This window comes from Microbacterium sp. USTB-Y, assembly GCF_023703415.1.
Taxonomy (GTDB): domain Bacteria; phylum Actinomycetota; class Actinomycetes; order Actinomycetales; family Microbacteriaceae; genus Microbacterium.
Map to the genome: position 1 here is coordinate 472,505 of NZ_JAGMTU010000002.1, position 14,371 is coordinate 486,875.

At 69.5% G+C, this 14,371-nt stretch carries 12 protein-coding genes; 7 read left to right on the forward strand and 5 right to left on the reverse strand.

Translation table 11 applies throughout. The annotated features are described in order from the left end of the window. Positions 1 to 12: 12 nt before the first annotated feature. Positions 13 to 921, reverse strand: coding sequence for a DMT family transporter (locus J8G10_RS05975; RefSeq protein ID WP_251441213.1), 909 nt, complete (start codon positions 919 to 921; stop codon positions 13 to 15). 33 nt (positions 922 to 954) lie between these two features. On the opposite strand from J8G10_RS05975, the gene J8G10_RS05980 reads away from it, so the two are divergent. Continuing rightward, positions 955 to 1,176, forward strand: a complete 222-nt coding sequence (locus tag J8G10_RS05980) for a hypothetical protein (RefSeq protein ID WP_251441227.1) — start codon at positions 955 to 957, stop codon at positions 1,174 to 1,176. A 9-nt stretch (positions 1,177 to 1,185) separates the two neighbouring features. Here the strand turns inward: J8G10_RS05980 and lepA are convergent, their stop codons facing one another. Then, positions 1,186 to 3,039 carry a translation elongation factor 4 gene (lepA, locus tag J8G10_RS05985; protein WP_251441255.1) on the reverse strand — a complete coding sequence of 618 codons (1,854 nt, stop codon included), beginning with the start codon at positions 3,037 to 3,039 and terminating at the stop codon, positions 1,186 to 1,188. 344 nt (positions 3,040 to 3,383) lie between these two features. Between lepA and J8G10_RS05990 the strand changes: the two genes are divergently transcribed. The 5 genes from J8G10_RS05990 to J8G10_RS06010 all read left to right on the forward strand — a co-directional run bounded on the left by J8G10_RS05990 (position 3,384) and on the right by J8G10_RS06010 (position 10,009). Then, a complete protein-coding gene (locus J8G10_RS05990) occupies positions 3,384 to 4,367 on the forward strand; it encodes an ABC transporter permease (protein WP_251441354.1) in 984 nt (327 codons plus the stop codon). A 1-nt stretch (position 4,368) separates the two neighbouring features. Then, positions 4,369 to 5,289, forward strand: a complete 921-nt coding sequence (locus J8G10_RS05995; protein WP_251441357.1) for an ABC transporter permease — start codon at positions 4,369 to 4,371, stop codon at positions 5,287 to 5,289. Further along, positions 5,286 to 7,340: an ABC transporter ATP-binding protein gene (locus J8G10_RS06000; protein WP_251441364.1), complete on the forward strand. Its 2,055-nt coding sequence runs from the start codon at positions 5,286 to 5,288 to the stop codon at positions 7,338 to 7,340. Before J8G10_RS05995 ends, J8G10_RS06000 begins: the two co-directional genes overlap by 4 nt. Positions 7,341 to 7,462: 122 nt before the next feature. Continuing rightward, positions 7,463 to 9,172 carry an ABC transporter family substrate-binding protein gene (locus tag J8G10_RS06005; protein WP_251441371.1) on the forward strand — a complete coding sequence of 570 codons (1,710 nt, stop codon included), beginning with the start codon at positions 7,463 to 7,465 and terminating at the stop codon, positions 9,170 to 9,172. Between the two features lie 99 nt (positions 9,173 to 9,271). Continuing rightward, positions 9,272 to 10,009: an alpha/beta fold hydrolase gene (locus tag J8G10_RS06010; protein ID WP_251441390.1), complete on the forward strand. Its 738-nt coding sequence runs from the start codon at positions 9,272 to 9,274 to the stop codon at positions 10,007 to 10,009. On the opposite strand, the gene J8G10_RS06015 is transcribed toward J8G10_RS06010, so the two are convergent. Both J8G10_RS06015 and J8G10_RS06020 read right to left on the reverse strand, forming a co-directional pair. Then, positions 9,960 to 11,243 carry an MFS transporter gene (locus tag J8G10_RS06015; RefSeq protein ID WP_251441420.1) on the reverse strand — a complete coding sequence of 428 codons (1,284 nt, stop codon included), beginning with the start codon at positions 11,241 to 11,243 and terminating at the stop codon, positions 9,960 to 9,962. The genes J8G10_RS06010 and J8G10_RS06015 overlap by 50 nt on opposite strands. Further along, positions 11,240 to 12,595 carry a GH1 family beta-glucosidase gene (locus J8G10_RS06020; RefSeq protein ID WP_251441533.1) on the reverse strand — a complete coding sequence of 452 codons (1,356 nt, stop codon included), beginning with the start codon at positions 12,593 to 12,595 and terminating at the stop codon, positions 11,240 to 11,242. Before J8G10_RS06020 ends, J8G10_RS06015 begins: the two co-directional genes overlap by 4 nt. Positions 12,596 to 12,830: 235 nt before the next feature. Here J8G10_RS06020 and rpsT point away from each other — a divergent pair, with 235 nt between their 5' ends. Continuing rightward, positions 12,831 to 13,091 carry a 30S ribosomal protein S20 gene (rpsT, locus tag J8G10_RS06025; protein ID WP_251441545.1) on the forward strand — a complete coding sequence of 87 codons (261 nt, stop codon included), beginning with the start codon at positions 12,831 to 12,833 and terminating at the stop codon, positions 13,089 to 13,091. Between the two features lie 217 nt (positions 13,092 to 13,308). Here rpsT and holA read toward each other — a convergent pair whose 3' ends face one another. Beyond that, on the reverse strand, positions 13,309 to 14,361 hold the full coding sequence (holA, locus tag J8G10_RS06030; protein ID WP_251441547.1) for a DNA polymerase III subunit delta: 1,053 nt from the start codon (positions 14,359 to 14,361) through the stop codon (positions 13,309 to 13,311). Between the last annotated feature and the right edge of the window lie 10 nt (positions 14,362 to 14,371).

Here is a 14,371-nt window from a genome sequence, read left to right on the forward strand (position 1 = left end):
GGCCCGACGGACTCACCCAGGTTCTCCCAAGGCTGGGATGCTGTTCACACGGGCGCGCGCGTCGTCCCCGTTCCCGGAACGGTCGGATCTCGCCGCGAGAGGGCGGTCGTCACCGAGTCGCAGCGCAGAGGCGGCCGCCCCGAGGACCAGCCCGGCCACGCCCGCGACGGACAGCGGCTCGCCCAGCACGATCAGGGCTGCGACGGCGGTGGCTGCCGGGATCACGCTGAACAGGATCGACGCAGCATCCGCGCCGACGCCACGGACGAGCGCCGAGTACAGCACGGTGCCGCCCAGGCCGATCGCGACGATGCCGCCGAGGAGCGACCAGGACGCGAGGCCGGCGGGTGGACGCGCGGGTTCGGTCACCGCGAGCGCCCCCGCGACAGGGGTGGAGACGACGACTCCGATCAGTGTGAACATCGCGGGATGGACCCGGCGCAGGGACCGCCCCTGCCAGAGCGCCCCGAGCGCGACCGCGAGCAGCGACCCGCCCACGGCGAGGATCGTCGGCCCGATCCGCGGATCCGCGAGCACGGTCGGCAGGCAGGCGACGATCACGGCCGCGGCTCCCAGAACAGTGGACAGCAGCGCCCGGCGGGAGGCCCGCCGTCGCAGGATCCACCGGGAGAGGAGCGCGGTGACGACGGGATTCATGGCGATCACGAGCGCGGTGAACCCCGCGCCGACGCCGTGCCCGAGCGCCCAGTAGGTGCCGACGAACTGCCCCGCCTGCGAGAGCAGCCCCGCACCGGCCGCGGCGGCCAGCAGGCGGCCGCGCGGGACGGGTGTGCGCAGCAGCGCGCAGACCACGAGCAGCACCAGGACGGAGAGGGCGAAGCGCAGCAGGAGCAGCAGGAAAGGACTCGTCGTGCGCAGGGCGAGCGAGGTCAGCGCGTAGTTCACGGCGTAGAGGGTCACCTCGCGACGACGGCGGGCGAGTCGCGCACGGTCGTGCGCGAGTGCCTCGACCTCTCGAGCGTCCTCGCGACCGTGCGCTCCGGGGCGGGCATCACCGCTCTGCCCGCCTTTCACCGGACCGAGTCGCAGCTCCGCGAGCTCGACCTGCCGGCTCCCCCGCCGCTGCCGCTGACGATGGTCGCGTCAGACCGCATCCCCGCCGATACCCGGAACGCCCTGATCGAAGCGCTCCGACGCGCGGTCGCGAGTGTCTGAGGCTGCCGCCTACTTCTTGTCCTTGCCCTCGACGTCGCCGGAGAGCGCCGCGATGAACGCCTCCTGGGGGACCTCGACGCGGCCGACCATCTTCATGCGCTTCTTGCCCTCCTTCTGCTTCTCGAGGAGTTTGCGCTTGCGGGTGATGTCACCGCCGTAGCACTTGGCGAGCACGTCCTTGCGGATCGCGCGGATCGTCTCGCGGGCGATGATGCGCGCGCCGATCGCGGCCTGGATCGGCACCTCGAACTGCTGGCGCGGGATGAGCTTGCGCAGCCGCTCGGCCATCATCGTGCCGTAGGCGTAGGCCTTGTCCCGATGCACGATCGAGCTGAACGCGTCGACCTTCTCGCCCTGCAGCAGGATGTCGACCTTGACCAGGTCAGCCTCCTGGGATCCGCTGGGCTCGTAGTCGAGCGAGGCGTAGCCCTGGGTCTTCGACTTGAGCTGGTCGAAGAAGTCGAACACGATCTCGCCGAGCGGCATGTTGTAGCGCAGCTCGACGCGCTCCTCGGAGAAGTACTCCATGCCCAGCAGCGAGCCGCGCCGCGACTGGCACAGCTCCATGACGGTTCCGACGTAGTCCTTCGGAAGCAGGATCGCGGCCTTGACCATCGGCTCGGAGACGGATCCGATCCGCCCGTCCGGGTACTCGCTCGGATTGGTCACCGTCACCGTCTCGCCGGTGTCGCTCGTGAGCACCTCGTAGATCACGCTCGGCGCCGTCGTGATGAGGTCGAGGCCGAACTCGCGGCTGAGGCGCTCGGTGATGATCTCCAGGTGCAGCAGTCCGAGGAAGCCGCAGCGGAAGCCGAAGCCGAGCGCGACCGAGGTCTCCGGCTCGTACTGCAGCGACGCGTCGGAGAGCTTGAGCTTGTCCAGCGCCTCGCGCAGCTCGGCGTAGTCGCTCCCGTCGATCGGGTAGATGCCGCTGAAGACCATCGGCTTCGGGTCGGTGTAGCCGGCGAGAGCCTCGGCCGCGGGCTTGCGGGCGTGGGTGATCGTGTCGCCGACCTTGGACTGGCGCACGTCCTTGACGCCGGTGATGAGGTAGCCCACCTCGCCGACGCCCAGGCCCTTGGAGGGCACGGGCTCGGGACTGGAGACGCCGATCTCGAGGAGTTCGTGGTTGGCGCCGGTGGACATCATCTGGATCCGCTCGCGCGGGGCGAGCTTGCCGTCGACCATCCGGACGTAGGTCACCACGCCGCGATAGGCGTCGTAGACGGAGTCGAAGATCATCGCGCGGGCCGGGGCGTCGGCGTCGCCGACCGGGGCCGGGATCTCCTGCACCAGCCGGTCGAGCAGGTCCTCGACGCCGGCGCCCGTCTTGCCGGACACGCGCAGCACGTCGTCGGGGCTGCCCCCGATGAGGTCGGCGAGCTCCTTCGCGTACTTCTCCGGCTCGGCCGCCGGGAGATCGATCTTGTTCAGGACCGGGATGATCGTGAGGTCGTTCTCGAGCGCGAGGTAGAGGTTCGCGAGCGTCTGCGCCTCGATGCCCTGCGCCGCGTCGACGAGGAGGATCGCGCCCTCGCAGGCGGCGAGCGAACGCGACACCTCGTAGGTGAAGTCGACGTGTCCCGGCGTGTCGATCATGTTGAGGGCGAACGTCTCGCCGTCGATCTGCCAGGGCATGCGCACGGCCTGGCTCTTGATCGTGATGCCGCGCTCGCGCTCGATGTCCATCCGGTCCAGGTACTGCGCGCGCATGTCGCGGTCGGAGACCACACCGGTGATCTGGAGCATCCGGTCGGCCAGGGTCGACTTGCCGTGGTCGATGTGGGCGATGATGCAGAAGTTGCGGATCTGCTGCGGGGGCGTGGCGGCCGGCTGCAGCGGAGTGAGGGCGCGAGGTGACATGGGGTCCTGAACGATGCGGGGTCCGGCGGGCGGATCGGGCTTTCCCGGAGCGAACCGGGTATCCCATCGATTCTACGGGAGCGCCGGCACGCCCGCGGTGGCCGTTCCCCTCCGCGGACGGGACACGGCGGGTGGCGCGTCCGATATACGGGCGAGCGTGCGGCCGGTGATAGTCTCGCGAGGTTGCCGCGATCCGGAACCGGGTCTCAGAGTCGGCAGCACTCCGTCCCGCGAAGCGCGGACGGAGCACCGCGTCACCGGTCTCGGGTGGTGTTGAATGACATCGACCCAGCGCTGCGTCGGAGATCCCGTGCGGCGTCTGTGACAAGAGAGAGAACACCGTCTTGATCAAGTTCCTGCTGCGCCGAACCCTCGGCTGGCTTCTCATGATCGTGGTGGCGACCAACGTCACGTACTTCCTCGCATGGGCCTTCCTGGATCCGCGCAGCAACTACATCGGACGTCGCCCTCCGCTGAGCGAAGACCAGATCAACCGCCTCCTCGAACCCCGCAACCTCAGCGACACCGTGCCGTTGCTGCAGCGCTGGTGGCACTGGTTCACGGACATCCTGCTGCACTGGAACTGGGGCGTGAGCCCGGTCGGCCAGTCGGTGAACGCGCAGATCGCGTACCGCATGTGGGTCTCCGGAGAGCTCGTGCTCGGCGCGACGATCATCGCCGCCGTCCTCGGCATCGGGCTCGGCGTCTACACGGCGTCCCGGCAGTACAAGCTCGCGGACCGCGTGTGGCAGGGCATCTCGATCGTCACCATGAACATCCCGATCGTCGTGGCGGCGCTCGTCATCGTGCTCGGCGCGATCGCGATCAACGACGCCCTCGGCTTCCGGCTGTTCTACGTCACCGGCGCCAGCAGCGACGGGGTGACCGGGTTCTTCCCCGTGCTGATCGACACGCTGCAGCACCTGGTCCTGCCGACCATCGCCCTCGTGTTCATCGGCTACTCCAGCTACCACTTCCTGCAGCGCTCCCTGCTGCTGGACAACATCAAGGCCGACTACGTGCGCACGGCGCGCGCGAAGGGCCTCACCAAGCAGCAGGCCATCCGCAAGCACGCGCTGCGCACCTCGATGATCCCGGTCGCGACCCAGCTCGCGTTCAACATCCCCGCGGTCTTCACGGGCGCCGTGCTGACCGAGACGATCTTCGCGTGGAACGGCATGGGCCGGTACTTCGTGCAGACCATCGGAACCAACGACGTGCACGGTGTGGTGGCGATCGCCGCCTTCACCGCTGTGCTCACGGCGATCGGCGCCATCCTCGCCGACATCGCCGTGGTGATCCTCGACCCACGAGTGAGGGTGAGCTGACATGACCTCCGCAACCGTCCAGCCCCCCGTCGGGCCCGACACGACCGCCGCGCGCATCCCGCGCAAGCGCATCGGCACGTTCCGGCTCTACTACCGCCGATTCGTGCGCAACCGCCCCGCCGTCGCCGGCGTGTTCATCTTCGCGCTCCTCGTGCTGTTCGCGGTCTTCGGCCCGCTCGTCGCGCGCTTCAGCTTCAGCGAGCTCGACTTCCTCTCCCTCGGCACCCCGCCGGACGGCACGCACTGGTTCGGCACCGCGGCGGACGGCGGCGACCTGTTCGCCCAGACGACCGTCGGCCTGCAGCGCTCGCTGATGATCGCCCTGACGGTCTCCATCGGCACGACCGTCATCTCCGCCGTCGTCGGCACGGCTGCGGCCTACTTCCGCGGCACGACCGAGCGGATCATCCTGCTGATCATCCACTTCCTCATGGTGGTGCCGACCTTCCTGATCCTCTCGCTGGTCTCCTCCAGCGCGGGCGGCGACTGGCGCGTGATCTCACTCGCGATGATCTTCATCAGCTGGTTCGTGCCTGCCCGCGTCATCTGGACGCTGTCGCTGTCGCTGCGCGAGCGCGAGTACGTGCACGCCGCGCGCTACATGGGCGTTCCCGGCATGACGATCGTGCTGCGCCATCTGCTGCCGAACATCGGCTCGCTGCTCGTGATCAACTTCACCCTCGGCGTCGTCGGCGCGGTCATCACCGAGACTGGACTGTCCTTCATCGGCTTCGGCGTGAAGATCCCCGACGTCTCGCTCGGATCCCTCATCGGGATCGGCGCGAACTCGCTCGCGAGCGCCCCGTGGACCTTCTACTTCCCCGCCGCCGCGCTGACGCTGCTCACCGTCTCGATGGCGCTCATCGCCGACGGCCTGCGCGACGCGCTCGATCCCACCTCGGCGGCGGGAGGCCGCGCATGACCGCTCCTCTTCTCTCCGTCCGCGATCTGCACGTCAGCTTCGCCTCCGAATCCGGACGCGTCGACGCCGTCCGCGGCGTCTCCTTCGACCTCGAGCCGGGCCGCACGCTCAGCATCGTCGGCGAGTCCGGCTCCGGGAAGTCCGTCACCTCCCTCGCGATCATGGGGCTGCTCGACGAGAACGCCAAGGTCACCGGGTCGATCATGTTCGACGGGATCGAGCTCGTCGGCAAGAGCGACAAGGAGCTCTCCGCGCTGCGCGGCAACGGCATCGCGATGATCTTCCAGGATCCGCTCACCTCGCTCACCCCGGTGTTCACCGTGGGCGACCAGCTCATCGAGGCGCTGACGGTGCATCGCAGCATGTCGAACGCGGACGCCACGGCGCGCGCGATCGAGCTGCTCCGCCTGGTCGGCATCCCGAGCCCGGAGCGGCGCCTGAAGTCGTTCCCGCACGAGTTCTCCGGCGGCATGCGCCAGCGCGTCGTGATCGCGATCGCGATGGCGAACAACCCCAAGCTGATCATCGCCGACGAGCCCACGACGGCGCTCGACGTGACGATCCAGGCGCAGATCCTCGATCTCATCGCCACGGCGCAGCGGGAGACCGGCGCTGCGGTCATCATGATCACGCACGACATGGGCGTGGTCGCGAAGACCGCCGACGACGTGCTGGTGATGTACGCGGGCAAGCCCGTGGAGCAGGCGCCGGTGCGCGAGCTGTTCCACGAGACCCGGATGCCGTACTCCATCGGGCTGCTCGGTGCGATCCCGCGCGTCGACAAGGCCGAGAAGCAGCCGCTGGTGCCGATCAAGGGCAATCCCCCGCTGCTGATCAACCTCCCCGACGAGTGCCCGTTCGTGGCGCGCTGCCCGATCGCCACCGAGGCATGCCGCGCGAAGGAGCCCGAGCTGCGCGCCATCGCGACGAGCGAGGGCGGCGACCACCGGGTCGCGTGCGTGCGCGCCGACGAGATCGAGAACGGCCTCATCGGCGGCGTGCCGGTGTACCCCGTCCCCGAGCTGCCCACGAGCGCCCTGGACCGCGTGCCGCGCGAGGCGCGCGCGGTGACGCTCGACGTCCGCAACATGCAGAAGACGTTCCCGCTCACCAAGGGCGCGTTCCTCAAGCGCAAGGTCGGCGAGGTGCACGCTGTCAAGGGGCTGACCTTCGACGTCCGCGAGGGCGAGACGATGGCCATCGTCGGCGAGTCCGGCTGCGGCAAGACCACGACCCTGCTGCAGATCATGGATCTGGCGAAGCAGTCCGACGGCGAGATCACGATCGCCGGCACCAAGGTGTCGGAGCTGCACGGCGGCAAGGCCGAGCGCACCGTCCGCCGCGACCTGCAGATCGTCTTCCAGGACCCGATGGGCGCCCTCGATCCGCGCCTGACCGTCGCCGACGTGATCGCCGAGCCGCTGCGCGCGATCGGCGTGCCGCGTGCGGAGGCGGATCTCAGGGTGGACGAGCTCATGGATCTCGTGGGTCTCGACCCGGCGCACGCCAGCCGCTTCCCCGGGGCGTTCTCGGGCGGCCAGCGCCAGCGCATCGGCATCGCCCGTGCTCTCGCCACGAACCCGAAGATCGTCGTCCTGGACGAACCGGTCTCGGCGCTGGACGTGTCCATCCAGGCCGGCGTGATCAACCTGCTGGACGAGCTCAAGGTGAAGCTCGGGCTGTCCTATCTGTTCGTCGCGCACGACCTCTCCGTGGTCCGCCACATCGCCGACCGCGTCGGGGTCATGTACCTCGGCGAGTTCGTCGAGCACGGCGACGTGGACGAGATCTTCGACGACCCGCAGCACCCGTACACGCAGGCGCTGCTGTCGGCGATCCCGGTGCCGGATCCGGACATCGAGCGCACCCGGGAGCGCATCGTCCTCCAGGGCGATCTGCCGAGCCCCGCCGACCGCCGCGCCGGCTGCTCGTTCACGTCGCGCTGCCCGCTGTACAAGATGCTCCCGGAGGAGCAGCGCACCCGCTGCGAGACCGTGGCTCCGGCCCTGCACGGCACGGACGCGCACGCGAACGCCTGCCACTGGCGCTGAATCCGCCCGCGTCCGTTGAACTCGAAACGGTAACGGTTGCCTTGATGTGCCGGGAAGTTCCGGTTCACGCAGGTTAACTGTCCCCTGTCCCCAAAAAGCCGAAAGGCATTCGAAGGAGAACCATGAAAAGGCAGCACAAGCTGTGGGGCGTCATCGCCCTCAGCGGGGCGCTGGCAATCGCCATCAGCGGTTGCTCGGCGACCGGAGGATCGACCGGCGGCAGCACCGACAAGCCGGCGGAGACCAAGACCGCGGACTACAATCCGCAGCCGCGCGAGAACCTCAAGCAGGGCGGCGAAGCGCACTTCTGGATCAGCGAAGTTCCGGCGCAGATGAACTTCATGAACGGTGACGGCACCGCCGACACCTCGCGTCTGGCTGCGTGGTACACCCCCCAGGTGTTCCTCATGGACCCGGACGGCACCGTCAAGGCGAACCCGAACTACCTCGACAAGTGGGACACCACGGTCAAGGACGGCAAGACGGTCGTCACGATGAAGATCAACGAGAAGGCCGTCTGGAACGACGGCTCGCCGATCGACTGGACCGCCTTCGAAGCCACGTGGAAGGCCAACAACGGCACTAACGAGGCCTACAAGGCCAGCGCGACCGACGGGTACAAGGACATCGAGTCCGTCACGAAGGGCGACACGGACAAGGACGTCATCGTCACGTTCGACCGCGAGTTCGCCTGGCCGTCGATGCCCTTCCTCACCGGCATCCTGAACCCGCACGTCAACACCCCGGAGATCTACAACGAGGGGTACAACGGCAACGCGCACCCCGAGTGGGGCGCCGGCCCGTACAAGATCACCAACTTCGACGTGAACGGCCAGAAGGTCACCCTCGAGCCGAACGACAAGTGGTGGGGCGACAAGCCGCTGCTCGACAAGGTCACCTTCACGGGCATGGACCGCGCCGCATCGCTGAACGCCTTCAAGAACGGCGAGATCGACCAGGTCGAGACCGCCTCGGCCGACGCGATCAAGCAGGTGAAGGACGTCAAGGACGCCGTCATCTACCGCGCTCAGCAGACCGCCAAGACCGTCATCCAGCTCGACGGCTCCAAGCCGCAGCTGAAGGACCCGAAGGTGCGCCAGGCGTTCTTCATGGCGATCGACATCGACCAGCAGAAGAAGGTCGCCTGGAACGGTCTCGACTACACCGAGCCGTCCGCCGGCTCGCTGATCCTCTACCCCTTCCAGAAGGGCTACGAGGACTCCTTCAAGGCCGCCGGCCTGAAGTTCGACGCCGCCGGCGCCAAGAAGCTCCTGGACGACGCCGGCTGGAAGGCCGGCTCGGACGGCGTGCGTGAGAAGGACGGCGTCAAGCTGACCGTCACCTACCCGGTGTTCAGCGACAGCCCCGTCCAGGCAGCCCTCGCCAAGTCGCTGCAGCAGCAGGAGAAGGCCGTCGGCATCGACCTGAAGATCGACACGCGTGCGCCGTCGAACTTCTCGAACGACGTCGCCACGAAGAACTGGGACGCCCTCGGCCTCCGGTTCACCGACTCCGACCCGTTCGGCCCGGCCTGGTTCTGCCAGATGTACTGCTCGGACAGCAGCCTGAACCTGTCCAGCACCGGCACCAGCGCGATCGACGACAAGATCAAGAAGGACGTCGAGTCGCAGACCACCGCCGAGGCGTGGACCGCCGCGGCGATGAAGCTCGAGCCGGAGATCATCAAGGAGACCTGGGGCGTCATCCCGCTCTACAACGGTCCCTCGATCCAGGTCGCGAAGAAGGGCCTCGCCAACCTGACCCCGGAGACCTACGTCGGTCTCGACCTCTACCGGGTCGGCCCGGTGGAGAACGTGGGCTGGGAGAAGTAAGCACCCGCGGTACCGGAGCGGGGTCGGTGGTTCGCCACCGGCCCCGCTTCTGCGTGCACGGGGGCGCCGCTCCCCTCAGCGCCGCCTAGACTGGCGCCCATGTCCCGCCTCGCCGATGCCCCGCCGGCGTCCGTGGTCTTCGTGCACGGGATCCGCACGTCGGCGACCATGTGGCGCGCACAGGAGCAGTACCTCGCGGAGCGCGGCACCGCGTTCGTCGCCGTGGATCTGCCCGGGCACGGCACGCGCATGGACGAGCGGTTCACGCTCGCCGAGGCGCTGCGCACCGTCGACGAGGCGGTGCGCGCAGCCGAGGGCCGGGTGCTCCTGGTGGGCCACTCGATGGGCGGGCTGCTCTGCACCGCGTACGCCGGGGCGGAGGCGACGCCCCCGATCGCCGGTCTCGTCGCCGCGTCGTGCACCGCGCTGCCCCGCGGCGCCGGACTCGCCGCGTACCGGGTGCTGGCCGGAGCGCTCAACGCGATGCCCGACCGCGGGATGTGGCTGAGCCGCCAGGTGCTGGATGCGACCCTCCCCGCCTCGACGCGGGACGACTTCGGCGCCGGCGGTTTCGCGATGGATGCCCAGGACGAGGCGCTGCGCGCGCTGGCGGCGCTGGACCTGGTCTCCGCTGTGCCCCGGATCCGGGTGCCGACCTGGTTCGTGAACGGTCAGTTCGACCAGCTCCGCACCCACGAGACCCTCTACCGCAGGCTCGCCCCCGACGCGGAGTTCATCATCGTGCCGCGGACCACCCATCTCGTCACGGCGATGCGCCCGCGCGTGTTCAACGCGGTGCTGGAACTGGCGCTGACGACGCTGGAGACGTCGTCCTGACCGCATAGGTCATCACGGCGCCCACGAGCGACAGCACCGCCGCCGCACCGAACAACAGCCAGAATCCGCCGACGAGGGCGACGAGGCCGGCGCCGAGGAGCGGGCCGAGGAGCTGCCCGAGCTGCGCCGACACGTTGACGAGTCCGAGGTCGCGGGCGTGGTCGTCCGGATCCGTCAGCAGATCGGTCGCGAAGGCGAGACTCACGGCCATGTAGGCGCCATAGCCGGCGCCCATGATCGCCGCCGCGACGGAGGTCATCACGAGCGACGGGCTGACGAGGATCACGACGCCGGAGATCGCCTGCACCACGGCGGACACGGCGGTGAGCGTGCGCCGTCGGCGCAGCGGATTCGCGGCGGCGCGGTCGGACAGCATGCCGGCGACGATCGAGGCGATCACCACGAACACCGTGTAGATGACGATGAGCAGCAGCAGGTCGTCCTGCGCCTCCACGGAGGGGACCTGCACGCCGTACAGCAGGAAGAACAGCAGCAGCGAGGTGCCGAACGCGTTGCCGATGTTGACGACGAGCCGGCTGACCAGCAGCCAGAGGAAGTCCCGGTCCCTCCAGGAGGCGCGGCGGGAGGCCGAACGCCGGGCAGGCGCCGCGAACTCGTGCGCGGGGGCGTCCGGCAGCAGCACGGCGGTGCCGACGCCGACCACCGCGATGATCGCCGCCAGCAGCAGATACGCGGGCCAGATCTCCAGTCCCAGGAGCACCACGGCGCCCACGCCGACGACGATCCCGACGGCCTGCGCCGAGCTCGCGGCGGCCGAGGCCGAGCCGCGCTGGACCGTCAGCTGATCCGCGATCATCGCCGTGAGCGCCGCCATCGCGACCGAGACGCCCACCGAGACGACGATCCAGGCCCCGCCGACGGCGACCGGTCCCGTGGCGAGACCGGTGAGCACGAGGCCCACGGCGGCGAGCAGGGATCCGCCGATCGCCCAGGGGCGCCGGCGTCCCCAGCGCGAGCGGGTGCGGTCGGACCAGCGACCCGACACGGGACCCGCGATGATGCCGACCAGCCCGCCCACCGAGAGCACGATGCCGGCCCAGACGACACCGGCGATCCAGTCGTGCCCCTGGCTGTTCGTGTCCAGCTGCAACGGCAGCAGCAGCTGGATCGGCGTGAGCTGGACGGTCCAGATCGCCAGCCAGGCGAGGGTGAACAGTGTCATCCAGAGCGGACCGACCCGCTTCGCCGTCGTGTCCGCGTGCCGTCCGTTCACGATCGTGCCTCCTCGATGAGCGCGCGATACCAGGCGTAGGAGGCCTTCGGGGTGCGCTGCCCCGTCGCCATGTCGACGTGGACGAGACCGAACCGCTGGGTGTAGCCGTCCGCCCACTCGAAGTTGTCCAGCAGCGACCACACCGTGTACGCGTCGACCCTCACCCCGGCGCGCACGGCGTCGAGGACGGCCGCCAGGTGCCCGTGCAGGTACGCGATCCGGTCGCCGTCGTGGAGCGGACCGGCGACGTGGTCGGGCTCGGGGAACGACGCCCCGTTCTCGGCGATGACCACGGGCGGCAGCGCCGCACCGTAGCGCTGCTTCGCGTCGACGAGGAAGGCGGTGAGCGCCTCCGGAACGATCGGCCACAGCGGACCGAACCCGGTCACCGGTGCTCCGGGCGTCGGGACCACCTCGAAGGGCACGGGACCGTCCGCGGCGGCGACGGTCGTCGGGTTGTAGTAGTTGACTCCGTAGACGTCGCAGGGAGCGCTGATGAGGGCGAGGTCGCCGTCCTGCACCGGAAGGGCCGGGATGCGCGGATCCAGGTCGGGGTACCGGCCGAGCAGCACCGGATCCGCGTACATGCGGTTGTGCAGCAGGTCGTAGAGGTACGCCGCCTGCAGATCCGCGTCCGAGCCGGAGGCGGGGAGCACCTGCGTGTGGTTGTTGACGATGCCGACCGTCGTGGCGCCGCGGCCGCGGAGGATCCGCACGGCGTATCCGTGCGCGAGCAGCTGATGATGCACGGTCGGGAGGGCGTCGAAGAGCAGGGTCCGTCCTGGCGCGAGCTCGCCGATCGCATAGCCCTGCAGCGTGGTCGAGACGGGTTCGTTGATCGTGTACCAGTGCCGCACGCGGTCGACGAGGGTGTCGGCCACCACCTCGACGTACTGCGCGAAGCGTTCGGCCGTGCTGCGGTTCAGCCACCCGCCCTGCGCCTCCAGGCGGGACGGCAGGTCCCAGTGATAGAGCGTGGGTGTCGGCGTGATCCCGGCGTCGAGGAGGCGGTCGACGAGGCGGTCGTAGTACGCGAGGCCCTGCGGGTCGGGGCGCCCCTCCGGCAGCACCCGCACCCAGGAGAGGGAGAACCGGTACTGGTCCACGCCGAGGTGCGCGAGCAGGGCCACATCCTCCGCGACCCGGTGGTAGCTGTCGGGACCGGGATCCGCCGTGCTGCCGTCGCGGATCCGCCCCGGGATGTCGACGAAGTCGTCCCAGATCGATCGCGATCGTCCGTCCTCGGTTCTCGCCCCTTCGATCTGGAAGGCCGCAGTCGCGGCCGAGAACTCCAGACGGCGCAGCAGCGCACGATCGAGCGGGGGCATGCCGGAGGCAGCGGGTGCGGGCATGGACGACTCCTTCGGGTCCTCCGCCAGCATGCACCATGCCCTCGCCGCCTCACGCGCGCGACGCGCCCCGATCCGCGCGATCCCGCACCCGATGCGTCGGTTCGGCGCCGGAGCGGATCCCTGATAAGATCGGTGATTGGCTTGCGTGTCAGGTCCCACCCCTGCACGCTGCCGGAGGCGCCCCTCTACCGCCAGGCCGGCACGACCATCCATCACTCGAACGAAGGTTCCATCCGTGGCGAACATCAAGTCGCAGATCAAGCGCAACAAGACCAACGAGAAGGCGCACGAGCGCAACAAGGCCGTCAAGAGCGAGCTGAAGACCGCCGTCCGCAACACCCGCAAGGCGATCGCCGGTGGAGACAAGGCCGCCGCCGAGGCCGCCCTGAAGACGGCGACCAAGAAGCTCGACAAGGCCGTCAGCAAGGGTGTCATCCACTCCAACCAGGCCGCGAACCGCAAGTCGTCGATCGCGAAGCAGGTCGCCGCTCTCTGAGCCGGACCCGATCCTGACGAAGGCCCGTTCCCGCTGGGAACGGGCCTTCGTCGTCTCCCGCGGTCTTGGTCGCCGGAGCGTCCCGCCCCGCAGCTCCGCAGGATGATGACGACTCCGAAGGACGGATCAGCCGGAATCATCCTGCGGAATGGCAGACGTCCTGCAAAGTTGCCGGGCCCGCGACGCACATGCGGATCCAGGACCGTGCGGATCCGCGTCAGCGCGCGGTCTCGCCGTAGGGCGCCCGCGTGGCGATCACGGTGATCATGCGCTCCAGCGCGAAGATCGGGTCACGCGCCGCCCCCTTGACGTCGGCGTCGGCGCGCGCGGTCGCCTGGATGGCGAGACCGAGCGTGCGCTCGTTCCACCCGCTGAGATCACGGCGCGCCCGGTCGACCTGCCAGTCCTTCATGCCGAGGCGCGCGGCGAGGGCCGCGTTCGACTCCCGCGACCCGGCGACGCGCGCCATCGACCGCAGCTTCATGGCGAACGCCGCCACCATCGGCACCGGATCCGCTCCCGACGCCAGCGCGTGCCGGAGCGCCACCAGCGCCTCGCCGAGGCGGCCGGCGATGGCCGTGTCGGCGACGACGAAGGCCGAGACCTCGACACGCCCGCCGTAGTAGCGCTCGACGAGCTCAGGGGTGACGTCGCCCTGCACGTCGGTGATGAGCTGCTGACAGGCGGCGGCGAGCTCCGTGACGTCGTCGGAGAAGGCCGAGACCAGCGCCCGCAGCGCCTGCGGCGCGATGCGCCGGCCTGCCGCGCGGAACTCCCCGGCCGCGAAGTCGGCCTTCTCGTCGTCGCGCTTGATGGCGGGGCAGGCGATCTCGATCCCGCCGCCGGTGCCGGCGCGGATCGCGTCGAGCAGCTTCTTGCCGCGCACGGTCGCACCGGTGTGACGGAGCACGACCGTCGCCCCCTCCTGAGGATGCTCGAGGTAGGACACCGCCTCGGCGAGGAACGCATCGCTGCAGCGTTCCACCCCCGACACCCGCAGCAGTCGCGGCTCTCCGAAGAGCGACGGGGATGCGAGGCCCAGCAGGCTCCCCGATTCGTAGTCGTCGGCACGCAGATCGCTGACCTCGAGTGCCGGATCCTCGGCCCGCAGGTATGCGCGGACCCCCGCGATCGCCCGCTCGGCGCAGATCTCCTCGGGCCCGGAGACGAGCACGATCGGGGCAGGACGAGGCTCGCGCCAGGACACCTGCGGGATGTTCGTCGCCTTGCCCCCGCGTCGGGCGGCGGAGGACGAACGCGGTGCGGGCATTCTCCCAGCG